Here is a 1,650-nt window from a genome sequence, read left to right on the forward strand (position 1 = left end):
CGGCAGCCTGCCGGTGACGGTGGGTAACGACGTTTACACCGGCCCGACCACCGTGACTGAATCCATCAAGGATGCAGCCGGCGGCAACCTCGAAGCGATCAACCCGATCAAGACCCCGGTGCAAACCACGGTCAACGACGTCAACGACACCACCACCGTGACCCTGACCGCCACGCCGAGCGTGGACGAGAACGGCACCATTACCTACACCGCCACGCTGACCGACAAGAACGGCGCCCCGGTCACCGCGCAAAACGGTCCGGTGACCGTGACCCTCGACAGCGGCAAGGTCATCACCATCGCCGAAGGCCAGAGCTCCGGCAGCCTGCCGGTGACGGTGGGTAACGACGTTTACACCGGTCCAACCACCGTGACCGAGTCGATTAAGTCGGCTGACGGCGGCAACCTGGAATTGGTGTCGCCAAACACAATGCCAGTCACCACCACAGTCAATGACGTCAACGACACCACCACGGTGACCCTGACCGCCACCCCGAGCGTGGACGAAAACGGCACCATTACCTACACCGCCACGCTGACCGACAAGAACGGCGCCCCGGTCACCGCGCAAAACGGTCCAGTCACCGTGACCCTCGACAGCGGCAAGGTGATCACCATTGCCGAAGGCCAGAGTTCCGGCAGCCTGCCGGTCACCGTCGGCAACGACGTCTACCAAGGTCCAACCACCGTCACCGAATCCATCAAGGACGCGGTCGGCGGCAACCTCGAAGCGATCAACCCGATCAAGACCCCGGTGCAAACCACGGTCAACGACGTCAACGACACCACCACCGTGACCCTGACCGCCACCCCGAGCGTGGACGAGAACGGCACCATCACTTACACCGCCACGCTGACCGATGCCCAGGGCAAACCAGTGACCGCGCAGAACGGTCCAGTGACCGTGACGTTGGACAGCGGCAAGGTCATCACCATCGCCGAAGGCCAGAGCTCCGGCAGCCTGCCGGTCACCGTCGGCAACGACGTCTACCAAGGTCCAACCACCGTCACCGAGTCGATTAAGTCGGCTGACGGCGGCAACCTGGAATTGGTGTCGCCAAACACAACGCCAGTCACCACCACGGTCAACGATGTCAACGACACCACCACCGTGACCCTGACCGCCACGCCGAGCGTGGACGAGAACGGCACCATCACCTACACCGCGACGCTGACCGATGCCCAGGGCAAACCGGTCACCGCGCAGAACGGCCCGGTCACCGTGACCCTCGACAGCGGCAAGGTGATCACCATTGCCGAAGGCCAGAGCTCCGGCAGCCTGCCGGTGACGGTGGGCAATGACGTTTACACCGGTCCAACCACCGTGACCGAGTCGATTACGTCGGCCGACGGCGGCAATCTGGAAGCGATCAACCCGATCAAGACCCCGGTGCAAACTACGGTCAATGACGTCAACGACACCACCACCGTGACCCTGACCGCCACCCCGAGCGTGAATGAAAACGGCACCATCACTTACACCGCCACCCTGACCGACAAGAACGGTGCCCCGGTCACCGCGCAGAACGGTCCAGTCACCGTGACCCTCGACAGCGGCAAGGTCATCACCATCGCCGAAGGCCAGAGCTCCGGCAGCCTGCCGGTGACGGTGGGTAACGACGTTTACACCGGCCCGACCACCGTGACTGA

1 protein-coding gene is annotated in these 1,650 nt (G+C 63.5%); it reads left to right on the forward strand.

Annotated elements, in window-relative coordinates; translation table 11 throughout:
* Nucleotides 1-1,650, forward strand: a 1,650-nt coding sequence (locus tag AC3WTM_RS29455; protein WP_492587681.1) for an immunoglobulin-like domain-containing protein, incomplete at both ends; no start/stop codon positions are given.

The sequence above is a fragment of the Pseudomonas sp. EU05-FHT14B02 genome (assembly GCF_058791055.1).